Here is a 26,369-nt window from a genome sequence, read left to right on the forward strand (position 1 = left end):
TTTCTGCTTACCGCACCCAATAAAAAAAGCGCGTCTGCGCTTTTTTTGTCTCCACAATCTGACCGTGTCGGCTATTTACCGTTGAGGTAGGCCATGACGATGTCATGGTGATTGGTGGTTTTGAAATCGTCGAACACTTTCTCGACTTTGCCATTGCCGTCGAGCAGGAAGCTGATGCGATGGATGCCGTCGTAGGTTTTCCCCATAAAGGATTTTTCACCCCAGACGCCAAACTGCTCACAGACCTGATGATCTTCATCGGACAACAAGGTGAAGTTCAGCAACTCTTTCTCAGCAAAACGCGACAGTTTTTCCGGTTTATCGGTGCTGATCCCCAGCACTTCCACTCCGGCATTTTTTAACTGATCCATGTTATCGCGCAGTCCGCAGGCTTGTACGGTACAACCCGGCGTCATGGCTTTAGGATAGAAATAGACCAGGACTTTCTGTCCCTGGAAGTCGGCCAGATTAATTTGTTCACCGTCTTGGTCGGGCAAACTAAATTGCGGCGCAGGGTCACCGGCTTTCAGTGGGCTCATTGTCTTTCTCCATATCTCTTAGCGATTACTGCAGTTTATCTTCATTCTCAGAATAACTAACCACGTTAATACTGCCTTGCGCTTTCAGTTCTGTACATAGCTGATGAAACGCCTGCTCAATAATTGCCGCATCGGTATTGGCTGCGCTGTGCGCCGTTATTTGAATCGATAACTGCGCCGGCGTGGCGGCATCTGCCGGGCGCGTTTTTGAGGCAAGTTCGGCGATATTCATCTGATGCGTATCGAATAAATCGGTAAAACGTTCGATCAGATGCGGAGAGTCTTTCACCTCCACTTTCACCCAGACCGTAGCAGGCATTGGCTGGCGTTCATGTGCACTGGTTCGCTTCATCACGATCAATAATTCCAGCTCTGCGCCTTTTTGCGGCAGGGTGGATTCGATCAGTGTAATCGCGTTCCAGCTTCCGGAAAGCAGCATGATAAACGTAAACTCATCACCGAGCATCGCCAGACGGCTGTCTTCAATATTACAGCCGCAGCTGCTGACCTGACGGGTAATGGTGTTGACGATACCCGGACGATCAGCGCCTAAGGCGGTGATCACGAGATAATGTTGTTGTGGCTGCGGCAAAATAGGTCTTCCTGTCGTGCTTGGGAGTATTCCCAAGGTAAACATAAAAAAAACCGCCGGACAAGCGGTTACCGCTCGTTGATTGCTTGCTTTTGCAGTGGTGTCAAAAGTACCATGAGTGACCTGTTTGTGGAGGGGAAGGTCAATGTTTACGGGAAGTATTGTTGCACTGGTTACGCCGATGGACACCAAAGGTGCTGTCGATCGCGCGAGTCTGAAAAAACTGATTGATTATCATGTGTCCAGTGGTACTGCGGCGATCGTTTCCGTTGGCACGACCGGCGAGTCGGCCACGTTGAGCCATGAAGAGCACGGTGACGTGGTCTTACAGACGCTGGAACTGGCTGATGGACGCATCCCTGTTATCGCAGGCACGGGCGCAAACGCGACTGCTGAAGCGATTTCTCTTACGCAACGTTTTGAAAAAAGTGGCGTTGTTGGTTGCCTGACAGTCACCCCTTATTACAACCGTCCGACGCAGGAAGGTCTGTATCAGCACTTCAAAGCCATCGCTGAAAATACCTCTTTGCCGCAAATTCTCTACAACGTGCCTTCACGTACCGGCTGCGATATGTTGCCGCAGACTATCGCGCGTTTAGCAAAATTGAAGAATATTGTTGCTGTTAAAGAAGCAACAGGGAACTTAAGTCGGGTTAGTCAGATCCAAGTGCTGGTTGATGATGAAGATTTCATTTTGCTGAGCGGCGATGACGCCAGCGGTCTGGACTTTATGCAACTCGGTGGTAAGGGCGTTATTTCCGTCACGGCTAACGTAGCTGCCCGTGAAATGGCCCAACTTTGTGAGCTGGCAGCGCTTGGCAACTTTGCCGAAGCGCGTCGCCTGAATCAGCGCCTGATGCCTTTGCATCAGAATTTGTTTGTAGAAGCAAACCCAATCCCGGTGAAATGGGCCTGTAAGGCACTGGGTTTGATGGCAACCGATACGATGCGTCTGCCTATGACGCCGTTAACAGATGCTGCCCGTCCGGTCGTGGAAGAAGCATTAAAAAGCGCCGGTTTGCTGTAACTCTTAGGAAGATTTGATGGCCTCTTTATTTGACAAGAACAGTTTCCAGATGACCCGATTGCAGAAAACGGCCGTAGCAAAAGTGGTCGGGGTTTCCCTGATCATGCTGCTGGCCGCCTGTTCAAGCGATCAACGTTACAAACGCCAGGTAAGTGGCGATGAAGCCTACCTGGATGCGTCAGGTCTGCATGAGCTGAAAGCGCCGGTCGGGATGATTCTTCCCGTGCAGAACGGAACGTATGAAGTTCAGGCAGGATCAATGCAGGGCGCCGTGGGCAAACAGCTCGACATCCGTCCACCATCCCAGCCACTGGCGCTGCTGAGCGGTTCCCAGACGCAATTCTCTGGCAACAGCAGCACCGTGTTGCTGGAAAATACCGCGCAGAACCGTGATCTGTGGAATAACGTCGTGAAAGCGGTTGAGCAAAATAATTTCAAAATTGCCAACCGTGATGATGCTAACCAGACACTGACCACCGATTTCGTTGACTGGAATCGTGCGGATGAAGACTTCCAGTATCAGGGGCGTTATCAGATCAGCGTGAAACAGCAGAGTTACCAGTTAGCGCTGACGGTGAAAACGCTTGAGCTGAAACAACAGGATAAACCTGTGACCTCTTCTGCTGAAATCCAGCGTTACAACAGCCAGATGATGAACGCCATCACGGCGAACCTGGATAAAGTGCAGCAGGATACTCAGGCACGCCTCGACAACCGTCGTGTTGGTGAGATTGATGTTCAGAGCGGTGCAGATGATACCGGCCTGCCGGTGCTGATTGTTCGTGAGAGCTACGGTGTTGTGTGGGATCGCCTGCCAAATGCCCTGACAAAAGTCGGCATGAAAGTGACCGACAGCAGCCGTCCGCAAGGCACATTGTCTGTGACCTACAAACCGCTGAATGACGATGCGTGGCAGACACTGGGTGCGAAAGATCCGGGGCTGACTTCCGGTGATTACAAACTTCAGGTTGGCGACCTCGACAACCGTAGTAGTTTGCAGTTCCTTGATCCAAAAGGACATGCTCTCAGCCAGTCGCAGAACGATGCGATGGTGGCGGTCATGCAGGCCGCGTTTAGCCAGAGTAACGCAAAATAATACCAAGGGGCTCCGGCCCCTTTTTACATCTGTTTTTTCCACTGGAGTAAGTAAAGATGCAAAAGTTAGCTGAGTTGTATCGCGGCAAGGCGAAAACCGTCTACACCACCGAAAACCCGGACCTTCTGGTACTGGAGTTCCGTAACGATACGTCAGCACTGGATGGTCAGCGTATTGAGCAGTTCGACCGTAAAGGCATGGTTAACAATAAATTTAACCATTTCATCATGGCTAAGCTGGAAGAAGCCGGTATTCCTACTCAAATGGAACGCCTGCTGTCTGACACCGAAGTGCTGGTGAAAAAACTGGATATGGTCCCGGTTGAATGCGTGATCCGTAACCGTGCTGCTGGTTCGCTGGTAAAACGTCTGGGCATTGAAGAAGGTCTGGAACTGAACCCACCGTTGTTCGATTTGTTCCTCAAAAATGACGCCATGCACGACCCGATGATCAACGAATCGTATTGCAAGACGTTTGGCTGGGTGAACGAAGAAAACCTCGCGCGCATGAAAGAGCTGAGCTACAAAGCCAACGACGTGCTGAGCAAACTGTTTGATGATGCCGGTCTGATCCTGGTCGACTTCAAACTGGAATTCGGTCTGTTCAACGGGGAAGTGGTGCTCGGTGATGAGTTCTCTCCTGACGGCAGCCGCCTGTGGGATAAAGAAACCCTGAACAAAATGGACAAAGACCGTTACCGCCAGAGCCTGGGTGGCCTGATCGAAGCTTACGAAGAAGTCGCTCACCGTATCGGTGTGAAACTGGACTAAGCTGCACGTTATTTTTTTAGCCAGACTACGCAATCGTTTACGCGGTATGCACTAAACGGGTGATGGCCTCCGTCACCCGTTCTCTTTCCTGCATTTAATTTTCTTGTTTTAACACTGATTCCTTTCATTTAATTCCTCCGCCACTAAACTTACGTCCTTTCGCAGATGGTATTAACTGCGTGTGCTGGCTAGTCTTAAAAAAACAGGTTGGAGGTATCTATGCGTTGGCAAGGGCGTCGCGAAAGCGACAATGTAGAAGACAGACGCGGACAGGGCTCTAACGGCGGCGGTTTAGGCGGCGGAGGAATGCGCCTGCCGATCCGTGGCAAAAGCGGTATCGTGATCATCATCGTGGTGCTGGTGGCCGGGTATTACGGTATCGACCTCACTCCGCTGATTGACGGCGGTCAGTCCGGCGGCATGCAGCAAACACAGTCACAATCCATCAGCCCGAAAGATGACGAGCAGGCAAAATTCACCTCGGTGATCCTCGCTTCGACGGAAGACACCTGGAAAGAGATTTTCCAGCGGCAGGGCATGACTTATCGTGAACCCAAACTGGTGATGTATCGCGGCGCGACCCGCACCGGTTGTGGCACCGGCCAGTCAGTGATGGGGCCGTTCTATTGTCCGGCGGACAGCACGGTGTATATCGATCTGTCGTTCTATCAGGAATTGCAGAACAAACTCGGCGCGGGCGGTGATTTTGCGCAGGGCTATGTGGTGGCGCACGAAGTCGGCCACCATGTGCAGAATTTGCTGGGCACCGAACGCAAGGTTCGCGAGATGCAGCAGGGCGCGTCGCAGACTGTGATAAATCAGTTGTCGGTGAAAATGGAATTACAGGCTGACTGTTACGCCGGTGTCTGGGGACACGCGATGCAGCAGCAAAATGTTCTCGAAGAGGGCGATCTGAAAGAAGCGCTGGATGCCGCGCAGGCCATCGGCGATGACCGGTTGCAACAGCAAAGTCAGGGGCGCGTGGTGCCGGACAGCTTCACTCACGGTACTTCCCAGCAGCGTTATACCTGGTTCAAACGCGGCTTCGATACCGGTAATCCGGACCAGTGTAATACCTTTGCCAGCCGCTGATTAAGTGGCAGGAAGCGCTGGTCTGCTGCTAAAAACTGTTCAATAATCAATGACCGATCCAGAGAGGCTCCCCGGGCCTCTCTTTCATTTTCATGTTGAACCGCTGGGAATGCCATGGCTTTTCTCGATCCAACCCTATTGATCTTACTTGTTTTCGCTGGTCTGGGCATTATCAGCCACAACAGCGCCGTCACCATCGCAATGTTCTTCCTCCTCACGGTGCGTATTACGCCACTGAACAGTTTTTTTCCGTGGATAGAAAAATACGGCCTGACTATCGGCATTATTATTCTGACCATTGGCGTGATGGCGCCGATTGCCAGCGGAAAAATCAGCGCCAGCACCATGGTGCATTCTTTCCTCCATTGGAAATCTATTGTCGCCATTCTGGTGGGTGTGCTGGTGTCGTGGCTTGGCGGACGTGGCCTGACGCTGATGGGCACGCAGCCGCATCTGGTGGCTGGCCTGTTAGTCGGCACCGTGCTGGGCGTGGCGTTGTTTAAAGGCGTACCGGTCGGGCCGCTGATTGCTGCCGGTCTGTTATCGATGATTGTCGGGAAAACCTGACATGTCTGCGACGTTGCTACAGCAGCAGATGCAGCGGCTGGGTGTCCGGCGTTTGCTGGTGTTCAGTGGCGGGACGCAGTGGTGTGAACAACAGGCTGTCCTGTTCTCTGCCCAAATTGCCGGTGACTGGCTGTGGCTGAGTGATTCACCGCCTGATGGCGTCACATCCTGCCCGCCTTCAGCGGCGCAGACGCTGCTCGGACAGGACATTTTTCACGGTGTGTTTGATGCGCGTTATGGCCTCAATACCGAGGCGCTGGCGGTATTTTCCGGCACATTGAAAGCCGGAAGCTGGCTGATTCTGCTAATACCGGAATGGAACGCCTGGCCTGACACGCCGGACGCGGACAGCCTGCGCTGGAGCGAACAACCGCAGGCGATCCCGACGCCGCGTTTCATCCGCCGTTTCCGGTCTTTACTCGAACAAGATCGCAACATTACGGTTTGCCAGCAGGATCAGCCTTTTGATATCCCCCCGCTGCCAGCAGCACCCGACTGGCTGCCACCCGACGGTCAGCCCACCGCTGAACAATCGCAGATTTTACAACAACTGATGCAGGCTCAGTCCGGCGTATGGGTGCTGACGGCTGCCCGTGGCCGTGGCAAATCGACGCTGGCGGGAATGCTTGCCAGACAGTGGCCGGGCACCTGTTGGGTAACCGCACCGGCGAAAGCCTCAGCCAGCCAGATTCTCAATCATCAAACAGAGTCTGCCCGCTTTATCGCGCCGGATGCGTTGCTTTCATTATGCCGCGAAGGCGCGGTAACGGACATTGACTGGCTGATTATCGACGAAGCGGCAGCAATTCCGACGCCGATGCTTTCGGAAATTATCGCGGCTTTTCCGCGTGTGTTACTGACCACTACGGTTCAGGGATACGAAGGCACCGGACGCGGGTTCTTACTTAAATTCTGTGCGTCCCTGCCGCGGTGGCATGACCTGCGTCTGAATTCCCCGATCCGCTGGTCATCATCCGACACGCTTGAGCCGTTTATCAGTCAGTTATTGTTGTTTGACGAGCATTTGCCTGTAGCAGAACAGACGGGCGGCACATCAGAAATTTTCTCCATTGATGCCGACGACTGGCTGAGTGAACCGGCGCTGTTAGAGGAATTCTACGGCCTGCTGACCAGCGCGCACTACCGCACGTCGCCGCTGGATCTGCGGCGTTTGCTGGATGCGCCGGGCATGACATTCAGTGCGTCACGACAGAAAAACACCCTGACCGGCGCATTATGGCTGGTGGATGAAGGCGGGCTGAGTGCTGAACTGGCGCAGGAAGTCTGGGCGGGCAGGCGACGTCCGCGCGGTAATCTGGTGGCGCAGTCTCTCGCCGCGCACGCGGGTTTCCCCGAGGCTGCCGTTATGCGTTCACGGCGTGTCAGCCGGATTGCGGTACATCCCGCGTTTCGCCGTCGGGGTATTGCCCGTGATTTGTTAGCAGCGCAAAAACAGCAGGCGGGGCTGGATTTCCTGTCGGTGAGTTTTGGCTACACGTCAGATCTGGCGTCATTATGGCAACAGGCCGGATTCCGGCTGGTGCGCGTCAGTATGCAGAAAGAAGCCAGTAGCGGCTGTTATGCCGCGATGGCGATATTACCGCTGAGCGCGGCGGGGCAGGCACTGGCGGACAGAGCCGTGCATCAGCTTGAACGTGACTGGCGCTGGCTGGCGCCTCAGATGGATTTAACCCTGCCGCTCGATACCACTGCGGATACGCAACCCGATGATGCCGACTGGCGCGAACTGAACGGATTTGCGTTCGCCCATCGTCCGCTGGAAAGCAGTTTACCGGCGCTCAGTCGCGTGCTGTTGCACAGCACTTTGCCACTGACGGCGTTGCGTGCGCATCTGCAACAGGGGCAAAGTGTCGCGCAAGTCGTCATGTCGCTGAAGCTTTCCGGCCGTAAAGCGCTGGTTTCGCGCTGGCGTGAGGAGACACGACAGGCGCTGAAAGCCGCGGGAATGGCTGAATAAATCAGCGGTTTCATTGCAAAAAATGGAAAGACTCGTTCAATAAAACCCGATTTCACTGACCGGCGGGCGGCGTATAGTGAACTCATTAAATGACAACGGGAGAGAGCAATGAGCTCAGAACAAATTATCGTCCAGCAGCCGGAAGAAATCGCTAACCAGCTGATTTTATTATTTCATGGCGTGGGTGATAACCCGATTTCTATGGGCGAAATCGGTAAGTTTTTCGCTGTTTCATTCCCGCAGGCGCAGGTGATAAGCGTCGGCAGCCCGGATATTTGTGATTTTGGCCGGGGCTTCCAGTGGTTTTCCGTGCAGGGCGTGACCGAACAAAACCGTCAGCCGCGAGTGGATGCCGCAATGCCAGCTTTTGTGCAGATTGTCCGTGACTGGCAGCAAAAAACCGGCGTTACCCCGGAACACACCACATTAGTCGGCTTCTCGCAGGGCACCATCATGGCGCTGGAGTCGACGAAAGTGGAAGAGCATCTGGCGTCGCGCATTATCGCGTTCAGCGGGCGTTTTTCAACGCTTCCGCAAAAACCGATTGCCGCCGGTACGGTGGTGCATTTCATTCATGGCGAACAGGATCCGGTGATTAATCCGTTCCAGTCGAAAAGTGCGGTAGAACGTCTGAAATCGTTGGGTTGTGAATGTACGCTCAATCTTCAGCCGGGTATGGGACACGGGCTGGATTCGCACATGATTAATACGGCGATAGCGCATTTGCAAAATTACGAACCGAAGTCGCATCAGCACTGATTTCATTGCCACTTTTATTGAAAAACGCCCCCGGCTGCATCACAACCGGGGGCGTTTTTTTAATGTCTGACTGAGGCGATTATTTGCGGTTTTTACGCATAAAATCATCCATGAAGTTCGTCAGCTTTTCTGCCGCTGGCAGTGACAGGGCGTTGTAGATAGAGGCACGGATGCCGCCAATCGCACGGTGCCCTGCCAGACCTGAGAAGCCAGCTTTCTGGCTTTCGGCCAGGAATTTCTTCTCCAGATCCGCATCCGGCAACTTAAACGCAACGTTCATGTGTGAACGGTCGGCTTTGCTGCTCCAGCCATTGTAGAAACCGTCGCTGTTGTCGAGCATTGCATACAGCAGTTCTGCTTTATGGCGGTTGGTTTGTTCCATATTTTCCAGACCGCCGACGTCGTTAAGCAGCCAGCGGGTGACCAGCAGCACCACATAAATCGCAAATACCGGCGGCGTATTGAGGTTGGAATGAGATTCCACCTGGCGGCGGTAATTCAGGAATGATGGCAATTCGTCAGATGACGCTTTCACCACGGTATCGTGCACCAGCACGATGGTGACGCCCGCCGGGCCGATGTTTTTCTGCGCATGAGCGTAGATGACTGAAAACTTATTGGCATCGCACGGTTTGGACAGGAAATCGGAAGACATATCGCAGACGCGGGGTACGTCGTCGCGGCCCAAAACGCGCTGAAACTGTAACCCTTCCACTGTTTCGTTCGAGACATAATGCAGATAGGGCGCATCAGGCGAGAATGCCAGTTCTTCGTCAGAGGGCAGACGGTTGAATCCGCACGATTCGCCGCTCCACAACACTTTTACCGGCCCTTCGCGACGCGCTTCGGTCACGACTTTACTGCTCCAGTAACCGGTATCCAGATATTCTGCCGCATGCTTCTGACCGCGCAACAGCGTCATCGGCACCATCGAAAACTGCTGCGTTGCGCCACCCTGCAGGAACAGGATATGGAAATCTTTCGACAAGCCGAGCAGGGTGCGGATGTTGTTTTCGGTTTCCTGCACAATGGCGGCAAACCAGTCTGAACGGTGGCTGATACCGAGGATCGACAGGCCGACTTCCGGCACTTCTTTTATCGCGGCTTCAACCTGAGTGAGAACGGTTTCCGGCAATGCGCCAGGGCCACCGGAGAAGTTCAGGGCGTTACGTGAAATCATGTTTATTCTTGTCCTTTAAACGCATCAGCAGAGGTGTCGGTGTGCGCAAAGGCACGGGATAACAGCAACTCGCGGCATGCTGTTTTAACTTTATTCATGTGGATTTTTTTGTGCGGGAACATCACTTCCAGATCCATTGCGTGTACCACCATCGCCGGATCAATTTCAAACACCAGCAATTCGCCGTCCGGTGTTTCGCTGCAATCGATGCCGAGATAGTCGAGCTGCGTGGTGTCATAAATCGCTTTCAGCGCCTGCTGGTGGCGGGTGGCAAATTCGTGGAAGTTGTTCAGGAATGCGGCTTCTTCTTCACGCTTTTGAATATCTTCGTACATAAAAGCGTTAACGTAATGCACCATCCAGTGGGATGAAATCGCCATATGACAGGCATACGGCACGCCGTTGATCAACGAAATGCGGTACTTACGGAACTGACCGTCTTCATTGCTGTAATCAATAAACTGCGACAGGAAATAATCTTCAACCTGCACGCGGGTCAGATAATCAGCCAGTTCTTCCTGACCGGTGATTTTTTCCAGACCGTGACCACCGTGCGAACCTGCAGGGCGCAGGATCACCGGATAACTGCTGTCAGGCAGCGCAGCGTGCAGCGTGGTTTCTCCGGCAGCGACGGCAGATAACGCCGCAAACGTCATCGCATGCGCCTGGGCAATGGCTAAACCCGGTTGGTTTTGCAACAGGCGGCTGGCGGTTTGGCGTTCAGAACTCGGGATATGCTGTGGCGCATTGATCACCGGCACAGGCCAATGTTCCGTGACATCTTCCAGTTGCTGCAACAGGAACAGATTTTCGGTAGTGGCGCTGATGCCGACCATCAGTAAATCATGTTCAGGGATCGGGGCTTCAAAAGGGGCTTCGGGCGTGATGTAGTAATAAATCAGCTCGATGTCGCTGTTTTCCAGCAGGCAATCCAGCGGCACATTCGCGGAAAGCGTGCCGGGCACCATGAGTATCAGTAAGCGTAACTTCGCCGGTTGTAGCGCGGGGCAAAGGGTATAGACCTGCTGCATCGCCAGTGCCTGATTCTGAATCGTCAAACCCAGTTCAGTGCGTTGCAGGCACAGCATGACAGTGGAAAGGTTCATCCACAATACGGCGTCATCCGGGGTCTGTTGCGCACGGGTGATCAGTATCTGCGCGATGTCAGACCATTCCTCGCCCGCGATGCTCATACGTAGAAACGGAGCCAGACCCAGAAATTTCGACGCGTCAAAGCGTTCAGGCACTGCCTGATCCGCCCGGGTAATAGGTAATGTTTGCAAAGACTTGTTCTCTCCGTGCATCAGTTTCATGTTGAATGATAACGGCAGGAGGTAAAGTCAATCGGCGGAGAATCGCTAGATTATCCGCCGACTAATATTGATTAAAAGTGAGATGCTACCGGGGTGGATTACTTTTTCTTTGGCCAGTCGTCATCTTTATCCCACTCGGCATTGTTGTCGCGATGCGGCGGGATCTCAGGTTTATCTTTCAGGAACTTTTTCACATCAACGCGGTTCAGCTCTTTGATGCCGCTGATAAACATGCCGACCAGAATGATCAGAACGATCCACCAGTAATCTTTAATCCACTCCATGGTGTACTCCTTAAAAGGGTGAGAGGGCGATAAATCGCGGGAAAAGAGTGTCCATTTGCCCGGCTAACCAGTCTGCAGCAGCGACGTCTTTTCCGGTCCAGGAACTGATCAACACCTGCGGCGTAAGCTGTTTTTCACATTCTGCCGCCAGCGGGCGGTAACTCAGATGCCAGGGTTCGACAGCCACACCGCCGCGATCTTCCGCATACGGCCGGTAAAAACCATATTCTGTCATATGCGCTGACATCCATTGGTTCAGCGGATAAAAATACCCGCCTTCTTCATATTCCCACGGCTCCAGTTGCAGCGTCTTACCCGCCGGTAACAATGAAGGATCGTACACATCCAGGTCACTGCCCCAGTGGTGACGGCTTGCACCCGGCAGCGCAGACCAGCGCAAAATCAGCTCGCAACGTTCTGCTGTCGTCAGCGCGCTGACATCCACCGGCTGGCTGTTCTTATCTAATACTGGTCGCTCGCCGCGAAATTTGCCATTCCAGATAGCCAGTTGCCGATCGAAATCACGAAAGGTGCTGGCCGGTTGCAAGTCAAAACCGGCTTCACGGGCTGCCAGACGCATTTTTTCGAATGCCTGCGCCGCTTCCTTCTGCAAACGATGCGGCCCGTCGTCGATAATCACCAGATGCGCAGCGGAGCGTCCGGTCAGCATCTCGTGAGTGATCATGCGACTAATTGTTCCATGATGCGCTGATACATGCGGCTGAGCACCTGCAGATCGGCGGCATGTACGCATTCATTGATTTTGTGGATAGTCGCGTTGACCGGCCCGAGTTCAACCACCTGCGCCCCCATCAGCGCGATAAAACGCCCGTCAGAGGTACCACCGGTAGTTTGCAGTTCCGGCGTGATTTCACTGTAATGGCGCACCGCATTGACTACGGCATCCACCAGCTCACCGCGTGATGTCAGGAATGGCTGGCCGGAAACCACCCAGTTCAGGGTGTATTGCAGGTTATGGCGATCCAGTAATTCGGCGACGCGCTGTTTGATGATGGCATCAGTCAGCTCGGTGCTGAAACGGAAGTTGAACTGCACATACAGTTCGCCCGGAATGACGTTGTTGCTGCCGGTGCCCGCGTTGATATTGGCAATTTGCATGCTGGTTGGCGGGAAGAATTCGTTACCATTATCCCACACGGTGGCGACCAGCTCATTCAGCGCGGGCATGGCGCGGTGTACCGGATTATCCGCCAGATGCGGATACGCCACATGCCCCTGAACGCCATGCACATGCAGGTTGGCGGTCATGGAGCCGCGACGGCCATTTTTCACAATATCGCCGACGCGCGTGGTGCTGGAAGGCTCGCCGACCAGACAGTAATCAAGGCGCTCATTGCGTGCCATCAGCGCGTTGACCACTTTGACGGTGCCGTTGACGGCGCTGGCTTCTTCATCAGAAGTGATGAGAAAAGCCAGACGACCCTGATGATGGGGATTGGCGGCGACAAACCGCTCTGCTGCTACTACCATCGCCGCCAGTGAGCCTTTCATGTCTGCCGCGCCGCGACCATACAGCATGCCGTCGCGCAGCGTTGGCTCAAACGGGCCGGTAACCCACAGCTTATGATCGCCGGTAGGGACCACATCGGTATGCCCGGCAAAGGCCAGGGTTTTGCCTTCACCACGTGTCGCCCAGAAATTCAGGGTATCGCCAAAATGCATCGGCTCAATGTGAAAACCAATGGCCTCAAGGCGGGCAATCATAATCTCCTGGCAACCCGCATCGTCCGGGCTGAGGGAAGGGCGGCGGATTAACTGTTGCGCTAAATCGAGAACCGGACAACTCATGTTACTTCACCTGTGCAAGGAATTGCTGATAGCTTTCTGGTTTGAATCCCAGCAGAGACTGGCCGTCTGGCGCCAGTAAAAACGGACGTTTGATGACAGCCGGATGTTCGAGCATCAGCGCTTTGGCGCTGGCTTCGTTATCACAGGCTGCGCGCGTGGCCTCATCGAGCTTGCGCCAGGTAGTGCCACGGGTATTGAGCATCGCTTCCCAGCCTTGTTTATCTAACAAATCCTGCAGCAACGCGGCATCCAGCCCTTCGACCCGATAATCATGAAACTGGCATTCAACACCGTTTTCTTCCAGCCAGCGGCGGGCTTTCTTAACGGTGTCGCAATTTTTTATGCCGTAGAGAATAAATGAGTTTTGAGCTGAAGTTGTTGCCATAGAAAAACGTAACCTGTCAGTAAAATAAGCGCTTTTTAGCTGCGCTGATAAGTGGCGTCAGAGAAGGACACATAATGAGGCAAAACGCCGGCAGGATCCAGACGGGGCGGGATTGTGATCGCGCTTAAAAATTAGTCACGGAGTTTTTGCATGGTCAAAAAATAAACGTATACTGCCAGCGTCCAATCAAGGGGAGTAAAATGTTAGAGCAAGAATTAGGTCACTGGAAAGACTTTATCGACCGTATGTTGAAAGCGTAATTGCCCACATCGTTACCGACAAAGCAAAGAAAAGATTTATTCTCAGTGCAGCACGTCATTATAAAAACGTTTGTTCAGGAAGACCATTACGTTGCATTTAGCGACGATTCTCACAGCCAGTAAATCATGAATAAAAAAGGCGTTAATGTGAATTAACGCCTTTTTTGTTGCCTGCGATCCGGCGTTTTTACCGGTGTTCGGCGGGGGCCGTTTCCACGATATCAGCAATTACCTGGTGCAGTGTGTTTGCCCGGGAAACGACGGCGGATCAATACAAAGAACAGCGGTACGAAGAAAATCGCCAGCACCGTGGCGGAAATCATCCCGCCGATCACACCGGTACCGACGGCGTGCTGGCTGCCTGAACCGGCCCCCATGCTGGTCGCCATCGGCAGAACGCCGAAAACAAATGCCAGCGAGGTCATCAGAATCGGACGCAGACGCATTCTGGCGGCTTCGAGCGTGGCCTCCAGCAGTTCCTTCCCGCGAACATTCAGGTCATTGGCAAATTCGACAATCAGAATGGCGTTCTTCGCTGACAAACCGATGATGGTCAGCATACCGACCTGGAAATACACATCGTTTTCCAGCCCGCGCAGCCAGGTGGCAATTACCGCGCCGAGCACGCCGAGCGGCACCACCAGCATGACGGAGAACGGAATGGACCAGCTCTCGTACAACGCCGCCAGACACAGGAACACCACCAGCAGGGAAATCGCATACAGCGCCGGTGCCTGAGAACCTGACAGTCTTTCCTGATACGACAGACCGGTCCATTCCAGACCAATACCCACCGGCAACTTCGCGACCAGTTTTTCCATGTCATCCATCGCAGTACCGCTGCTGATGCCCGTTGCCGGTTCACCGACAATTTCCAGCGCGGAATAGCCGTTGTAACGCTCAAGACGCGGCGAACCTGTCAGCCATTTCGACGTGGCGAAAGCGGAGAAGGGCACCATGGTTCCGGCGGAGTTTCGCACATACCAGCGGTCAATATCGTCCGGCAGCATGCGGTATTGTGCAGCGGCCTGCACGTAGACTTTCTTCACACGGCCACGGTCAACGAAGTCATTGACGTAGGTTGAGCCCCACGCGGTACTCAGCGTGCTGTTGATATCAGAGATAGCCACGCCCAGCGCCTGCGCTTTCACCTGATCGATATCGATCTGCAACTGCGGGCTGTCATCCAGACCGTTGTGACGCACGCGGGTCAGGTTGCTGTCTTTGGATGTCATGGCCAGCAACTGATCGCGCGCCGCCATCAGCGCATCATGACCAAGCCCGGCGTGGTCCTGTAATTCCATATCAAAGCCGGTGGCGCTGCCCAGACCGTTGATTGCAGGCGGGCTGCTGGCGATCACGCGGGCTTCGGTTATCTTGTTAAACGCTTTGGTCGCCCGCTCAATCAGTGCAAAGGAAGAATCGTCGGTGCCGGTGCGTTCATCCCATGGCGTCAGGCGCACGAACATACGCGCAACGTTTTGCCCGTTACCGCCGGGGCCAGCACCGATGGTTGAGAACACCGAAAGCACGTCTTTCTTATCTTCAGTCAGGAAATACTTTTCGACCTTTTCCACCACTTTTTGTGTCTGCTGCAGCGTTGAACCCGGCGGCAACTGAACCTGAACAGTGAACACGCCACGGTCTTCCATCGGCAGGAAGGAGGTGGGCAGTTTGATAAACATAACGGCCAGCAAGGCGACCAGTGCGGCATATCCCAGCATATAACGCAGGCTGTTACGCAGAACCCTCGCCACGCCATTTTCGTAGCGACGCGCGTTGCGGTCAAACATGCGGTTAAACCAGCCGAAGAAACCGCGTTTACCGTGATGATGTCCCTGCGCGACAGGTTTGAGAATGGTCGAGCACAGCGCTGGTGTCAGCGTCAGCGCGACGAACACTGACAGCACCATCGCCGAGACAATGGTGATGGAGAACTGACGGTAAATCGCGCCGGTAGTGCCGCCGAAGAATGCCATCGGCACGAACACCGCCGACAGCACCATGGTGATACCGACCAGCGCACTCTGAATTTGTCCCATCGATTTTCGCGTGGCCTCTCTGGGGCTGAGGCCTTCTTCACTCATCACGCGCTCGACGTTTTCCACCACCACGATGGCATCATCCACCAGCAGGCCGATGGCGAGCACCATCGCGAACATCGTCAGAGTATTGATGCTGTAACCGAACTGATGCAGCACGGCGAACGTCCCCAGCAAGACCACCGGCACGGCAATTGTCGGGATCAGCGTAGCGCGGAAGTTTTGCAGGAACAGATACATCACCAGGAACACCAGCACGATCGCTTCAAACAGCGTTTTCACCACGTCGGTGATCGCCGCTTTAACAAACGGCGTGGTCTCGTAAGCGATTTCGGCTTTCAGACCGTGCGGATAATAGTGAGAAAGCTCATCAAGGCGCGCACGGACGGCTTTGTCGGTTTGCAGTTCGTTGGCACCGGACGCCAGTTTAACGCCCATCCCTGACGCAGCCTGTCCGTTATAACGGCTGAGCAGGGCGTAGTTTTCCGCGCCGAGACCGATGGTGGAAACATCCCCAAGTTTGACCTGCGAACCGTCCTGATTCACTTTCAGGGTGATCTGGCGGAACTGTTCCGGCGTCTGTAACTGTGCCTGGGCATTAATGGTGGCATTCAGGGCCTGAAAATCCACCGAAGGTGCGCCGCCGAGCTGACCGACAGCGACCTGACTGTTTTGCGCTTTGATGGCGGTGACCACATCGGCGGTGGTCAGCTGGTAATTATTGAGCTTGTCCGGATCCAGCCAGATGCGCATCGCGTACTGTGAACCGTAAGCATCAATGCTGCCGACGCCGGGCACGCGGCTCAGCGGATCCTGAATGTTGGACGCCACATAGTCGGCGATATCCTGCTTATCCATGCTGCCGTCGGTGGAGACAAACGCCACCATCATCAGGTTGGTATCACCGGTTTTTGACACCGTCACACCCTGCGTCTGCACGTCCTGCGGCAGGCGTTTCAGCGCCTGCTGCAACTGGTTTTGCACCTGTTGCAGCGCTTCGTTGGGATCGGTACCGGCGGTAAAGCTCAGGGTTATCTGCGACTTACCGTCATTACTGCTTTGCGATGACATGTACATCAGATTATCGAGGCCGGTCATGTTCTGTTCGATAATCTGGGTAACGGTATTTTCTAATGTTTGTGCTGATGCGCCGGGATAGGTTGCAGAAATCCTGACGTTTGGCGGAGCCAGATCGGGATACTGTTCAACCGGCAGAAAATAGATAGCGAGTGCGCCGGACAAGGAAATGATGATCGCTAAAACCCAGGCAAAGATTGGGCGATCGATAAAAAAGTTAGCCATGCTTCAGGAACCTCGTTGTCACTCTGGCGTGAGTAACTAACATCAGCAAACAAACAGAACGTCAGTAATCTGACAAAAAAATCCCCTGAGCGCTATTTTCTCATAGGCAGTCTCAGAGGCGGAACCGTCCCGACGGGACTGAGCAAGTGTTAGAGTGGAGTTCTACGTCAATGCACTTTACCTTCTCATGTCGCATAAAACGTGGAGAAATAAAGGAGATAATGTAAAAAAAACCTCCCTGTACACAGGGTTATGCCGCAGACAGATTCGCTGATACCGTCTACGCTTTGACAGCCTGCTTTTTTATGACACGCATTCGTATGTCCACACTGGAGCCGTTCAGATGAGTTTGATGTTAAATTCGGTTTTCGCCCGTCGTCTCTACCTTTGCTGGTTGCTGGACTCTGAACAAAAACCGAACGTACCAAAACTGATGGAAATCACCGGCTGGCCGCGCCGCACCTTGCAGGACGTACTGAAAGCGCTACCGGGTATGGGTGTCGAACTGGAATTTGTGCAGCAGGGTGTGCGCAATAATGACGGTTATTATCAGCTTTCCGGCTGGGGGCCGCTGGATGCGAAGTGGGTTGAACGCCATCGGGAACAACTGCTTAATGCAATTGAGCACGGCTGAATCTGGCGTGCGCGGTGTAATGCCGCTATGATGTCTGGCTTCTCTCACCCTCTGAGCGGAGGCACGCTTTATGTCATCTGATGACAAGTCATCCCGGATCGAAAACGTTCAAAACCAGTTACTCTCTGATAACTGGTATGTTCTTCGCAAATACACCTACGATTTAATCAAACGTAATGGCGAACGCCAGCCGCAATCCCGTGAAGTGTATGACCGGGGAAATGGCGCGACTATTCTGCTTTATAACCGTCCTAAAAAAACCGTTCTGCTGATCAGACAGTTCCGTATGCCGACCTACGTCAATGGCAACCCGACCGGTATGTTGCTGGAAACCTGCGCCGGTTTGCTCGACAACGATTCGCCGGAAGATTGCATCCGTAAAGAAGCCATTGAAGAAACCGGTTTTGCAGTGGGCAAGGTAGATAAACTGTTTGAAGCCTATATGTCGCCGGGCAGCGTGACCGAAATCGTGCATTTTTTCGCGGCAGAATACGATGAGTCGCAGCGTCAGAACGCCGGTGGCGGCGTGGAAGACGAGGACATTGATGTGCTGGAGGTGCCGTTTACCGAGGCGCTGGCGATGATCAAAGATGGCCGCATCAGAGATGGTAAAACCATTATGTTGCTGCAATATGCGCAGATTCAGGGCTGGCTGGCGTAAAGATGACCGGCGAAAATGCATCTGAGGCAAAGGCACCCGCGGGTGCCTTTGTTATTTCAGTGTTCCAGGTTTATTGCGGTGCTGCCCGCGTGGCCTTTCATGGCAGACCATGGCAGAACGGACCATTCCGGGCCTTCGCATGAACGCATGACACGGGCAAACGTCGGATCAAAATACAGCCCTTTTTGCGTGAAATACCAGGCCGGGAATTGCCAGATCGACGGGTCTGAATAATCACAATCGTCTTCGCTTTCTTCCGTCGGCTTTTTCATCTGTTGCGGATAAGCCGCGGTCAGTTGTTTCACCAGCCACGGCGCCCATTTCTTATCGCGGTACTGCGCGAAGGTATCGAAATCCACATCGTTTTTACCCGTAAGGGCGCGATCTTCAGCATTCAGATAGTGGAACGGTGCGCCATCGCCCACCCAAATCACATCTTCCAGCGTCAGCGTTTCTGCGGTTTTGGCGTTCAGGTTGATCGGCGCTTCGCCGAAATCAGGATGCGCACCGCCGCAGTCATAAGAGGTAAATACGCTGATGCTGACCACATCGGGACTCATGAACTTCGGCGTCACCGTTTGCTGATATTCTCCCTGACCAAAACGGCTTGCCCCGAGCATACAGGCATGCCAGCCGCTGACTTCCTGCCATAGACGGGCGCGCAGCTTCTGGTTAATGGCTGGTAAACTGGCTTCCGGATAACCGGAGACAATCTCAAAGAAACTGATTTTTGATTGCGGTTCCGTCCACCATTGCAGCTGATAGCCCATGAAGTTTTCGTTTTTGCCCGCTTTCAGTTGCAGCGCGGATAAACGCAAATACTCGTACGGATCGGTGTGGATCAGCGAACTGAGATAGCCGTCGTCCGTGGCGGCTGCCGGTAACTGCGCGGGTTGCAACTTAACCGGCAGTGTTTTGCCCTGCGGGTTGGTCCAGTTGCCTTGCCAGTCACCGTTTTCATCTTTGGTCAGCGTCAGTTCAGGGCGCGGTGTATCGTCGAAATCATCCAGACCTTCCTGTAATTTCAGTTCCTGACCATCCAGCGCTCCGTTGAGCGGCAGATCCAGACGGTATTTTTGGTAGAAATACCGTCCGGTCACTTCGTCAGGTTTATTTAAATCGAGTTCGACGACAATGCTGGTTTTACCCAGTGTGCCGGCGTACACCACCGGAGGCTCTTCAGCCAGCGCCGGCAGTGATAACAGCGTTATCATCAAAATCAATAACTTCATCCGTATCTCCCAGAGAAATGATCTTCATCCTTTTCGCCATTATTGTTTGTTTTTGGCTCAGCCAGTGTACTGAAAGTTTCCCTGCGTCACCATTGCGGCTTCTCGTATGTCATGAAAAATTATTGTCTGCCGCAAACCCTGCGGGTGGAGTATCTCTTTATAATTTCGGGTAAAAAATGCTGCATTGAAGGCAGTCTCCTGGCGAGGGTTACGCTATTATCAGAAAGATAATTTCGAACAGAGCTGAAACTTATAATGTGCAGATGGATAACCGCCCCTTTATGCCTGCTGGCCACCATGCTGGCTTTTAGCGCCCAGGCTGAGCCGTTGCAGGCTATTTATAACGACTGGCAGGTCAGCTGTGACAACCTGAATCACTGCGTCGCGCGTAATTCGCAGGACGGGCAGGAACTGGTAATGAAAATCACCCGTGAAGCCGGGCCGGAAGGGAAATCCTCCGTCAGCATTGATTACCAGCGTAACAGTGATGAGCAGACGACGGATGCGCCGGTTGCCAGCCGCTTGCAGATGAACGGTAAGACACTGAGTTTTAATCACCGTGAATGGGATGTCAGTAAAAAACATCTTTCCACCACTAACCGTCTGGTGGTGAATGATTTTATTGCCGCGATCCGCGAAGGCAGCAGTATTCAGCTGGCAGTGAAAGCTGACCCGGCTCAGCCCGTTAAACCGGAAGTTTCACTGAAAGGGATCAAAGCCGCGTTGCTGGCCATTGATGCGCAGCAGGGGCGCGTTGGCACCAAAACGGCCTGGATTAATCGTGGTGCGAAACCGGCGAATACCGTGCCGCCCATTCCTGCCACGCCGGTTCTGCCGCGTTTCAGTGAACCGCATGCATTATCCGAAACTGAGATTTCGGCCATCACGCAGAACGCCGCCGCCACCATTGAGAATAATGATTGCAGCCTCGACCCTTCCGAACGGGAAGTGCATATTTTCGCGCTGAGCAACGATAAAGCCCTGATGACTGTCAACTGCGACATGGGCGCGTATAACCTGTATGCGCTGGGCTTCCTGGTTTCGCGTCAGGCGCCTTATAAAATGGACAATCTGGCGCTGAATATGCCGTTCAAACTGGGCGAAGATGATGATTCGCCGGAACTGATCAACGCTGATTTCGACCCGAAAACCGGTATGCTCTCGACTTACGATAAAGGGCGCGGCATCGGTGATTGTGGCGTGTCTTCACGCTGGGTGTTTGATGGTAAACAGTTCCGGCTGGCGGCATTTGCCTCTGAACCCAGTTGTGACGGTTACAGCAGCGGTGGCGAATGGCCGGTGTTGTGGGTGACGCAGCAGTAATTTGCCTTCGGCCTGTCACTCTGCCGATAAATAAAAAAATGCCCTGTGAGCTTTCGCTTGCAGGGCATTTTCTTTTGTCGTGCAACGCTACCGGAAAGATTATTCGGACGCTTTCACCACGACTTTGTTGCTGGCGAACTCGACGTTCATATCAGCAACGATTTTGCAGCGCTTACGGGTTTCGACTTTACCGTTGACCTTAACCTGGCCTTCGGCAATCACTGCTTTCGCCGTACCGCCGCTGTCACACCAGCCCATAAATTTGAGCAGATCGCACAGTTCAACGTGCGGGTGTTTTTCGAGAAAGAAAGTTTCCATGTATTCCTGACTTTTTGTGTAGTGCAAAGGGTTTAAGACTTACTGGCGCTGACGTCATGATATTCCTCGCACGCCTGCAAGGTATTCTGAATCAGCGTCGCGACCGTCATCGGGCCAACACCGCCCGGCACCGGTGTGATAAAGGAAGCTCGCTCGGCGGCGGCATCATATTCCACATCGCCGACAACTTTACCACTTTCCAGACGGTTAATACCGACATCAATGACAATCGCGCCCGGTTTAATCCATTCGCCGGGAATAAAGCCCGGTTTACCCACAGCGACAACCACCAGATCGGCATTCTCAACATGATGGCGCAGATTTTTGGTGAAACGGTGGGTGACGGTGGTGGTGCAACCGGCCAGCAGTAATTCCATGCTCATCGGACGGCCCACAATGTTGGATGCGCCAATCACCACGGCGTTCAGGCCGAAGGTTTCAATACCGTAACGTTCTAACAGCGTCACAATGCCACGCGGCGTACAAGGGCGCAGCGTCGGCGCGCGCTGGCACAGACGGCCGACGTTATAAGGATGGAAGCCATCGACGTCTTTATCCGGATGAATACGTTCCAGCACTTTGATGTTATCGATACCGGCTGGCAGCGGAAGCTGAACCAGGATGCCGTCGATTTCGCTGTCGTTATTCAGTTTTTCGATCAGGTCCAGCAACTCACCTTCCGTGGTGGTGGCTGGCAGGTCGTAAGAGCGGGAGATGAACCCGACTTCTTCACAAGAACGGCGTTTGCTGGCGACATAAATCTGTGACGCCGGATTTTCACCGACCAGCACCACGGCCAGACCGGGCGCACGCTTTCCTTCAGCCAGTCGTTGTTGAACACGCGCTGCAACTTCGCTTCTGACTTGCTGCGCAATCGTTTTACCGTCAATAATCTTTGCTGCCATCAGGGAATAAATCCATTAATTAATAAATGCAGGGGGATGCGCCTATTTTGTCAGAAGCCGCGGGCGCTGTCAGGCGTTGAATGCGAATAACTTGTTATCTGCGGATGAGAATTTAACCTGCGACAGTGGCGAAAAAAGTGTCTATTTTAGGTATGACTCTTTTTAAATCATAAGGAAAGAAACAAATGACACGCAAAGTGGGGATCATCGGTGCCGGTCATGTGGGCGCTGACGTTGCATTCTCTCTGGTCACGCTGGGGCTGTGTGACGTGATTGTCTTGCTGGATGAAAACGAACCTAAAGCGGCCAGTCAGGCGCTGGAGTTGCGGGATATGGCGTCGCTGACGACCTCACGCGTGCAGGTTATCGCCAACGACTACAGCGAACTGCATGATGCCGATGTGCTGGTCATCGCCGTCGGCCCGAAAACCTTGCTGCGTGAAGATCGTCTGGAAGAACTTGCTGAGACCCGTGCCGCCGTGCGTGAAGTGATCCCGCGCGTGATTGCCAGCGGCTTTGGCGGCGTGATCGTCAATATCACCAATCCGTGCGATGTCATTACTCAGATTATTCAGCAGACCAGTGGATTCCCTGACGCACAGGTGTTCGGCACCGGCACCTCGCTCGATACCGCGCGCATGAAACGCGTGGTCGGCGAGTTCTTCGGTTTCGATCCGAAAAGCGTCACTGGCTATGTGATGGGCGAACACGGCGAATCGCAGTTTGTGGCCTGGAGCACCGTGACACTTGGCGGCTGTCCGGTGGCAGAACTGGCAGGCGACCGTGACGTCGACTGGGCAACAATGAACGACGCTGTGCGCGGCGGTGGCTGGGAAATCCTGCAAGGCAAGGGCTGGACCAGTTTCGGCATCGCTACTGCAACAGCGCGGCTGGTGGATGCCATTTTGTCCGACGCCCGCAGTGTCTGGCCGGTGTCTGCCCTCGATGAACAACTGGGCGTCTATATCGGCCAGCCAGCGGTGATTGGTAAAAAAGGTATCGTACAAACATTGCGGCCGGAACTGACGGCTTACGAAGGTGTCGCTTATCACGCGTCTGCCCGCGTGATTGCTGCCGCGCTGAAATCCGAAAAATAGCCGATACTGATCACATAACGTTGCAAGACAGTCCGGGAATATCGGCAAATTGTTCAGGCATTAAGCAGTGAGTTCGAAAGCCATTGACTCATCCCGGTCTGCCCGTATAATCCGAACCCGCAACGCTCCTGAAAGGGACAAGCAATGCGCCCTTAGCTCAGTTGGATAGAGCAACGGCCTTCTAAGCCGTAGGTCACAGGTTCGAGCCCTGTAGGGCGTACCATTTCAAGTCAACACACCTCTGCTGAATTCGCTTTTTCTCCTTTATATTCCCTGAAATTACTGAATTTTTCTGTCCCGGGTTCTATCGAAGTCAACTCAGTTATACCCAAATCAAGTGGTATTGTAAGTATCTCTGCTTTAGTTCCACGCGCTTTTTGAGATTTCCGGTTTCTCAGCCATAAGCCGATATTCTTCCCGCGTCCAGGGTTGTTTGCCTGTGATTTGCGTAGCGATATGTTCGAGAAGCTGCTGTGTGGGTGCTTTCTTGCCAAAGCTCATCAGTGACAGAGGGAGAATAAGCAGAATAGCTAATGGAGTGAATGTGAAATAGCGCATGTTGCGGTCGTGTTGTGTATATAAAAAGATTACGCTGCAAAGACTGCCGAGAATAAATCCTGAGATCACTTCGCTGACGGAATGAGCATGCAGTGCGAGCCGGCTGATACCCACCATAATGGCAATGAAATACCCAGCAGTAATCATCAGCCTGCGTCCGTCAGGTTGAAAACGTTGGCCTATCAGCCAGAACATGACCGGCCATAAAGTGGCTGACATCGTGGTATGCCCGCTGAAGCCTGTAAAATTAAATGTACTGCTGCCAATGCCCCAGGCGAGAAACAACAGCTTTGAGATGCTCACCGCGAGGCCAGAAATACCCAGTATAATCAGCCAGATCAATGCTGTGACTGGGTTGTCAGCCTTCCATAACATAAATAAAGCGAGGGTTATTCCGGTTGGCAAAATGAGCATGCTGTCGCCAAAGTAGGTCAGGATATTCCAAAGCAAAACGTAGCCCTCGACGATAAATAGTAAATTTTTAAAAAGAATCAATCGGTAAGTGTATCAGCAGGGTTTTTTTACCAAAAGGGATTAGCTTCTCTCATTTCATTTTCAGACTGCAACCCGATTTATTTCTGTAGGGTGAACTCACCCTTGGAGTATCAGCCGCATATTCTGGCGCTGCGATAAAAGCATTAAAGAAACGTAATGAAGACCAGGCAGAATTTATCGCTACTTTGTCTGAACGTTTGAAAGCGATCGAAACAACGCTTGTCATCTTTTTGCATGTTGGGACGTGTGAGCGGGGGCTATATGCGGTAAGTTAATGATTTATTGCACGGTTCTTAGAGATTCTAAGCCGCAGGTCACAGGCTCGGGCCCTGTAGGGTTCAGGTCAATAGACGTCAACTGACGTCTATTTTTATGCATTAAATTCAGTGAGTTATCAGGTTTTAGTGCTTCATGGTTCAAGCTGATTTTACCTATATCAACCGACATCAAGTACTATCTGTTGGTACATGTGTTGGCATCGTAAACATCCCCTCAAAACGTACGACTAGCCTGTGCCCACACCCGGGGCGTGCGATCCGTGTCGCTTTGTGCATCGGCATTACCCAGTTTCCATGCCGCGACCGCCATCAGATGCCAGTTGCCGGCAGACAATGTCGAGCCCACACCCGTAGCAGAAAGGCTGCGGTGATTTTCGCCGTCAGCCCAGGTGTCTTTGTTCAGCCGTACTTCGCCATGATCGACGAAGGTGAACAACTGCACCATCTCGGTCAGTGCGTATCGCAGTTCGGCGCTGGTCACATACCCCTGGTCACCCTGTGCTTCGCCTTCCGGATAAGCCCGTACGCCATACGCGCCGCCGAGGCTGATTTTTTCAGAGGAATCAAGGTTGCCGTCAGTCCATTGGCCCTGGAACTGACCATAAAGACTGATCCGATCCGTCAGGCGCTGCAGGCGCACGATGCCAGGATTGATCTTCTGAAAGGTGCCGCGAGTCCTGGCTGTGAGATCATCCAGCACTTTGTCTTGCGGGTTATCCAGCGTCAGGTTGCCCTGGCTCCAGGCCAGCGAGAATGCATTCGAACCGCCACCCAAAAAATTGTCGCGGGAGTTGCCGTTGAGACTGGCAGTCACGACATGCGACTGTTTGTGACTTTTATAGTCGTAAAGATCGATGTCATCTCTTAAGCGTTTGTCATCGAATTGCAGTTGCGCAGTCAGGCTGAAATCCCGGAGGCGAATCAGTGGCTGCTGCACAAACACGCTGGCAATCTTCGCGTTACCCGAAGCATCAAGATTGTCAAAGTTCCTGGCTAACTGATAATTCATGTACGAGTAAGCGACACCGGCTTGCGTCGCCCACGGACCGATCGGCAACTGATACGCTGCCCGGAAGTAATGCTGATCTTCATCAGAACCCATGATCCGCATGCTGGCCTGATCACCCATGCCTGACGGGCTGGCGAGGTTCAGCGTACTGCCCAGACGGTATTCACCGGTGAAGCGGTTGCCATAGTTGTCCAGATCCACCTGACCCGAAACCATCGGCGCCGAGCGGGCATCGACCACCAGGTCGCTGGCACCCACGGCGGTGCCGGGTTTCAGCGTGGACCGGACTTCAACGCCGGGGATTTCCTGAAGCAACAGCAGACTGCGTTCCAGAGGGCCGGCGCGCACCGCTTCACCGTTTTTCAGCGCGCGGAGCGGCGCAGCCAACGTGCCGTCGCTGATGCGCGAAGCGTTATTAAGCTTCACTTCGCCAAAATGACCTTCGAGGACGGCAATGGTGACGACGCCATTCTCCACGTCCTGAGCCGGCAAATAAGCCCGTGCCAGCGGGTAATTTTTCTGTCGATAAAACAGGGTGATACGCCCGGCCGCAGCCTGCAACTCACCAAAGCTGACCGTGCGATTTTGCAGATCAGCCAGCAATGGCAGCAGATCGGCGCTGCTGATCGCCTGATTGCCTGTCAACCTGAATTGCGCAACCTGCATCGTTGGCCCGCGGGCAGTCGGATGAGTGTCCGGCGTGTCGGGAAGGTTCAGTTCCAGCGTCTGGCGCGGCGGTAAAACCGGCGGTTTAGTTTGGATCTCACGGATTGACTGACCCGCGTCCGGCACAATTTCAGCCCGGGCCGTACTGGCAGTTAACGTCAGGAGAGCCAGGGCAATGGGAGTAAGACGGATACGCAT

The 26,369-nt window shown here is 53.5% G+C and carries 25 protein-coding genes and 1 tRNA gene; 12 read left to right on the forward strand and 14 right to left on the reverse strand.

What is annotated here, in order from left to right; all coding sequences use genetic code 11:
- Positions 1 to 71 precede the first annotated feature (71 nt).
- Positions 72 to 539, reverse strand: coding sequence for a thioredoxin-dependent thiol peroxidase (bcp, locus tag DXU84_RS00905; protein WP_013576555.1), 468 nt, complete (start codon positions 537 to 539; stop codon positions 72 to 74).
- 25 nt (positions 540 to 564) lie between these two features.
- The gene (locus DXU84_RS00910) at positions 565 to 1,131 is read right to left on the reverse strand and encodes a glycine cleavage system transcriptional repressor (protein ID WP_013576554.1); all 567 of its coding nucleotides are present in this window, start codon (positions 1,129 to 1,131) and stop codon (positions 565 to 567) included.
- Positions 1,132 to 1,276: 145 nt separating this feature from the next.
- Between DXU84_RS00910 and dapA the strand changes: the two genes are divergently transcribed.
- The 7 genes from dapA to ypfH all read left to right on the forward strand — a co-directional run bounded on the left by dapA (position 1,277) and on the right by ypfH (position 8,420).
- Positions 1,277 to 2,158: a 4-hydroxy-tetrahydrodipicolinate synthase gene (gene dapA / locus DXU84_RS00915; RefSeq protein ID WP_013576553.1), complete on the forward strand. Its 882-nt coding sequence runs from the start codon at positions 1,277 to 1,279 to the stop codon at positions 2,156 to 2,158.
- A 16-nt stretch (positions 2,159 to 2,174) separates the two neighbouring features.
- A complete protein-coding gene (bamC, locus tag DXU84_RS00920; RefSeq protein ID WP_013576552.1) occupies positions 2,175 to 3,254 on the forward strand; it encodes an outer membrane protein assembly factor BamC in 1,080 nt (359 codons plus the stop codon).
- A 56-nt stretch (positions 3,255 to 3,310) separates the two neighbouring features.
- On the forward strand, positions 3,311 to 4,024 hold the full coding sequence (gene purC / locus DXU84_RS00925; protein ID WP_013576551.1) for a phosphoribosylaminoimidazolesuccinocarboxamide synthase: 714 nt from the start codon (positions 3,311 to 3,313) through the stop codon (positions 4,022 to 4,024).
- 219 nt (positions 4,025 to 4,243) lie between these two features.
- The gene (locus DXU84_RS00930) at positions 4,244 to 5,116 is read left to right on the forward strand and encodes a neutral zinc metallopeptidase (protein WP_126125072.1); all 873 of its coding nucleotides are present in this window, start codon (positions 4,244 to 4,246) and stop codon (positions 5,114 to 5,116) included.
- Positions 5,117 to 5,230: 114 nt separating this feature from the next.
- Entirely contained in the window at positions 5,231 to 5,683 is a 453-nt protein-coding gene (locus DXU84_RS00935; RefSeq protein WP_013576549.1) for a DUF441 domain-containing protein, read from the forward strand.
- 1 nt (position 5,684) lies between these two features.
- Positions 5,685 to 7,661, forward strand: a complete 1,977-nt coding sequence (locus tag DXU84_RS00940; protein WP_153374591.1) for a tRNA(Met) cytidine acetyltransferase TmcA — start codon at positions 5,685 to 5,687, stop codon at positions 7,659 to 7,661.
- Positions 7,662 to 7,769: 108 nt separating this feature from the next.
- Positions 7,770 to 8,420 (forward strand): esterase, encoded by a 651-nt coding sequence (gene ypfH / locus DXU84_RS00945; RefSeq protein WP_153374594.1) that lies wholly within the window; start codon positions 7,770 to 7,772, stop codon positions 8,418 to 8,420.
- 79 nt (positions 8,421 to 8,499) lie between these two features.
- Here the strand turns inward: ypfH and DXU84_RS00950 are convergent, their stop codons facing one another.
- The 7 genes from DXU84_RS00950 to acrD form a co-directional block, all read right to left on the reverse strand.
- Positions 8,500 to 9,600, reverse strand: coding sequence for a phosphoserine transaminase (locus tag DXU84_RS00950; RefSeq protein ID WP_153374596.1), 1,101 nt, complete (start codon positions 9,598 to 9,600; stop codon positions 8,500 to 8,502).
- A 2-nt stretch (positions 9,601 to 9,602) separates the two neighbouring features.
- Positions 9,603 to 10,883 carry a RimK family alpha-L-glutamate ligase gene (locus DXU84_RS00955; protein ID WP_153374597.1) on the reverse strand — a complete coding sequence of 427 codons (1,281 nt, stop codon included), beginning with the start codon at positions 10,881 to 10,883 and terminating at the stop codon, positions 9,603 to 9,605.
- 128 nt (positions 10,884 to 11,011) lie between these two features.
- Complete coding sequence (locus DXU84_RS00960) at positions 11,012 to 11,197, reverse strand: YpfN family protein (RefSeq protein WP_013576544.1); 186 nt, start codon at positions 11,195 to 11,197, stop codon at positions 11,012 to 11,014.
- A gap of 10 nt (positions 11,198 to 11,207) precedes the next feature.
- Positions 11,208 to 11,882 carry a M15 family metallopeptidase gene (locus tag DXU84_RS00965; protein ID WP_015690284.1) on the reverse strand — a complete coding sequence of 225 codons (675 nt, stop codon included), beginning with the start codon at positions 11,880 to 11,882 and terminating at the stop codon, positions 11,208 to 11,210.
- Entirely contained in the window at positions 11,879 to 13,006 is a 1,128-nt protein-coding gene (gene dapE / locus DXU84_RS00970; RefSeq protein ID WP_013576542.1) for a succinyl-diaminopimelate desuccinylase, read from the reverse strand. The genes DXU84_RS00965 and dapE overlap by 4 nt, the downstream gene beginning before the upstream one ends.
- Position 13,007: 1 nt before the next feature.
- Positions 13,008 to 13,391 (reverse strand): ArsC family reductase, encoded by a 384-nt coding sequence (locus DXU84_RS00975; protein ID WP_015690283.1) that lies wholly within the window; start codon positions 13,389 to 13,391, stop codon positions 13,008 to 13,010.
- A gap of 481 nt (positions 13,392 to 13,872) precedes the next feature.
- Positions 13,873 to 16,995 carry a multidrug efflux RND transporter permease AcrD gene (gene acrD, locus DXU84_RS00980; protein WP_153374599.1) on the reverse strand — a complete coding sequence of 1,041 codons (3,123 nt, stop codon included), beginning with the start codon at positions 16,993 to 16,995 and terminating at the stop codon, positions 13,873 to 13,875.
- Positions 16,996 to 17,344: 349 nt separating this feature from the next.
- Here acrD and DXU84_RS00985 point away from each other — a divergent pair, with 349 nt between their 5' ends.
- Positions 17,345 to 17,629, forward strand: a complete 285-nt coding sequence (locus DXU84_RS00985) for a helix-turn-helix domain-containing protein (protein WP_370461711.1) — start codon at positions 17,345 to 17,347, stop codon at positions 17,627 to 17,629.
- Positions 17,630 to 17,699: 70 nt separating this feature from the next.
- Positions 17,700 to 18,290, forward strand: a complete 591-nt coding sequence (nudK, locus tag DXU84_RS00990) for a GDP-mannose pyrophosphatase NudK (RefSeq protein ID WP_013576538.1) — start codon at positions 17,700 to 17,702, stop codon at positions 18,288 to 18,290.
- A 56-nt stretch (positions 18,291 to 18,346) separates the two neighbouring features.
- On the opposite strand, the gene DXU84_RS00995 is transcribed toward nudK, so the two are convergent.
- Positions 18,347 to 19,522 (reverse strand): hypothetical protein, encoded by a 1,176-nt coding sequence (locus DXU84_RS00995; RefSeq protein WP_153374601.1) that lies wholly within the window; start codon positions 19,520 to 19,522, stop codon positions 18,347 to 18,349.
- Between the two features lie 255 nt (positions 19,523 to 19,777).
- Between DXU84_RS00995 and DXU84_RS01000 the strand changes: the two genes are divergently transcribed.
- Entirely contained in the window at positions 19,778 to 20,845 is a 1,068-nt protein-coding gene (locus DXU84_RS01000) for a DUF1176 domain-containing protein (protein WP_037036947.1), read from the forward strand.
- Positions 20,846 to 20,944: 99 nt separating this feature from the next.
- On the opposite strand, the gene ybcJ is transcribed toward DXU84_RS01000, so the two are convergent.
- Entirely contained in the window at positions 20,945 to 21,163 is a 219-nt protein-coding gene (gene ybcJ / locus DXU84_RS01005) for a ribosome-associated protein YbcJ (RefSeq protein ID WP_013576535.1), read from the reverse strand.
- A gap of 32 nt (positions 21,164 to 21,195) precedes the next feature.
- Positions 21,196 to 22,068, reverse strand: a complete 873-nt coding sequence (gene folD, locus DXU84_RS01010) for a bifunctional methylenetetrahydrofolate dehydrogenase/methenyltetrahydrofolate cyclohydrolase FolD (protein ID WP_013576534.1) — start codon at positions 22,066 to 22,068, stop codon at positions 21,196 to 21,198.
- Positions 22,069 to 22,253: 185 nt separating this feature from the next.
- On the opposite strand from folD, the gene DXU84_RS01015 reads away from it, so the two are divergent.
- Together DXU84_RS01015 and DXU84_RS01020 are read left to right on the forward strand one after the other, a co-directional pair.
- Positions 22,254 to 23,165, forward strand: coding sequence for an L-lactate dehydrogenase (locus tag DXU84_RS01015; protein WP_112151693.1), 912 nt, complete (start codon positions 22,254 to 22,256; stop codon positions 23,163 to 23,165).
- Positions 23,166 to 23,311: 146 nt separating this feature from the next.
- Positions 23,312 to 23,388, forward strand: a tRNA-Arg gene (locus DXU84_RS01020).
- A 137-nt stretch (positions 23,389 to 23,525) separates the two neighbouring features.
- On the opposite strand, the gene DXU84_RS01025 is transcribed toward DXU84_RS01020, so the two are convergent.
- Together DXU84_RS01025 and DXU84_RS01030 are read right to left on the reverse strand one after the other, a co-directional pair.
- Positions 23,526 to 24,173, reverse strand: coding sequence for a phosphatase PAP2 family protein (locus DXU84_RS01025; protein WP_037036989.1), 648 nt, complete (start codon positions 24,171 to 24,173; stop codon positions 23,526 to 23,528).
- A 537-nt stretch (positions 24,174 to 24,710) separates the two neighbouring features.
- Positions 24,711 to 26,369, reverse strand: a complete 1,659-nt coding sequence (locus DXU84_RS01030) for a ShlB/FhaC/HecB family hemolysin secretion/activation protein (RefSeq protein ID WP_112151691.1) — start codon at positions 26,367 to 26,369, stop codon at positions 24,711 to 24,713.

The organism is Rahnella sp. RcJ3, from assembly GCF_009498575.1.
GTDB lineage: Bacteria > Pseudomonadota > Gammaproteobacteria > Enterobacterales > Enterobacteriaceae > Rahnella > Rahnella aceris.

Coding starts and splice junctions, on each gene's coding strand:
- bcp (WP_013576555.1), bottom strand. CDS start 539: ATGAGCCCACTGAAAGCCGGTGACCCTGCGCCGCAATTTAGTTTGCCC.
- dapA (WP_013576553.1), top strand. CDS start 1,277: ATGTTTACGGGAAGTATTGTTGCACTGGTTACGCCGATGGACACCAAA.
- bamC (WP_013576552.1), top strand. CDS start 2,175: ATGGCCTCTTTATTTGACAAGAACAGTTTCCAGATGACCCGATTGCAG.
- purC (WP_013576551.1), top strand. CDS start 3,311: ATGCAAAAGTTAGCTGAGTTGTATCGCGGCAAGGCGAAAACCGTCTAC.
- DXU84_RS00930 (WP_126125072.1), top strand. CDS start 4,244: ATGCGTTGGCAAGGGCGTCGCGAAAGCGACAATGTAGAAGACAGACGC.
- DXU84_RS00935 (WP_013576549.1), top strand. CDS start 5,231: ATGGCTTTTCTCGATCCAACCCTATTGATCTTACTTGTTTTCGCTGGT.
- DXU84_RS00940 (WP_153374591.1), top strand. CDS start 5,685: ATGTCTGCGACGTTGCTACAGCAGCAGATGCAGCGGCTGGGTGTCCGG.
- ypfH (WP_153374594.1), top strand. CDS start 7,770: ATGAGCTCAGAACAAATTATCGTCCAGCAGCCGGAAGAAATCGCTAAC.
- DXU84_RS00950 (WP_153374596.1), bottom strand. CDS start 9,600: ATGATTTCACGTAACGCCCTGAACTTCTCCGGTGGCCCTGGCGCATTG.
- DXU84_RS00960 (WP_013576544.1), bottom strand. CDS start 11,197: ATGGAGTGGATTAAAGATTACTGGTGGATCGTTCTGATCATTCTGGTC.
- DXU84_RS00965 (WP_015690284.1), bottom strand. CDS start 11,882: ATGATCACTCACGAGATGCTGACCGGACGCTCCGCTGCGCATCTGGTG.
- dapE (WP_013576542.1), bottom strand. CDS start 13,006: ATGAGTTGTCCGGTTCTCGATTTAGCGCAACAGTTAATCCGCCGCCCT.
- DXU84_RS00975 (WP_015690283.1), bottom strand. CDS start 13,391: ATGGCAACAACTTCAGCTCAAAACTCATTTATTCTCTACGGCATAAAA.
- acrD (WP_153374599.1), bottom strand. CDS start 16,995: ATGGCTAACTTTTTTATCGATCGCCCAATCTTTGCCTGGGTTTTAGCG.
- nudK (WP_013576538.1), top strand. CDS start 17,700: ATGTCATCTGATGACAAGTCATCCCGGATCGAAAACGTTCAAAACCAG.
- DXU84_RS00995 (WP_153374601.1), bottom strand. CDS start 19,522: ATGAAGTTATTGATTTTGATGATAACGCTGTTATCACTGCCGGCGCTG.
- DXU84_RS01000 (WP_037036947.1), top strand. CDS start 19,778: ATGTGCAGATGGATAACCGCCCCTTTATGCCTGCTGGCCACCATGCTG.
- ybcJ (WP_013576535.1), bottom strand. CDS start 21,163: ATGGAAACTTTCTTTCTCGAAAAACACCCGCACGTTGAACTGTGCGAT.
- folD (WP_013576534.1), bottom strand. CDS start 22,068: ATGGCAGCAAAGATTATTGACGGTAAAACGATTGCGCAGCAAGTCAGA.
- DXU84_RS01015 (WP_112151693.1), top strand. CDS start 22,254: ATGACACGCAAAGTGGGGATCATCGGTGCCGGTCATGTGGGCGCTGAC.
- DXU84_RS01030 (WP_112151691.1), bottom strand. CDS start 26,369: ATGCGTATCCGTCTTACTCCCATTGCCCTGGCTCTCCTGACGTTAACT.